At 57.6% G+C, this 399-nt stretch carries 1 protein-coding gene; it reads right to left on the reverse strand.

Going from position 1 to position 399, the window contains the following annotated elements:
• Window positions 1-187: 187 nt before the first annotated feature.
• The coding region (locus IG69_RS22595; protein WP_211251055.1) for a hypothetical protein at window positions 188-399 on the reverse strand (212 nt) is incomplete at its 5' end.

Genomic DNA, 399 nt, shown 5'->3' on the forward strand with positions numbered 1-399 from the left:
GAAAAACCGCGACAATCGCATGGCGTTACTCGGGAATCAGTGATGCATCGGAAGAGAGCTGCAGTGAAACCGGATCGGCTGTGAAAACACAAGGCCGCTTCAGGTCAAAAACCCTTCAAATCAGGCGAATTTCGGCCATTGCAGCGAATTGCGCACCGCCGAGGTATCCGGCGCACCGATCGAGCGTTTACCTGACCTCGAAATCGTCTTCCAGCGTCACTTTCTTGAAATCGGTCACCAGGGCATCGATCTGCATGTGCCAGCGGCCCGGGACCGACAACGGCACCTTCTTCACGTGCCAATAGCCGTCTGGACCCAGTGCGGCCCTGCGTTCCAACGGCTCAATGCCGCGATCCGGAAAACTCAGCGTCAGCGTCGCTTCCTTGGCCGCAAATGGGC

Origin of the sequence: Phycicoccus jejuensis, from assembly GCF_000720925.1 — a bacterium.
Classification (GTDB): Bacteria; Actinomycetota; Actinomycetes; order Actinomycetales; family Dermatophilaceae; genus Phycicoccus; species Phycicoccus jejuensis.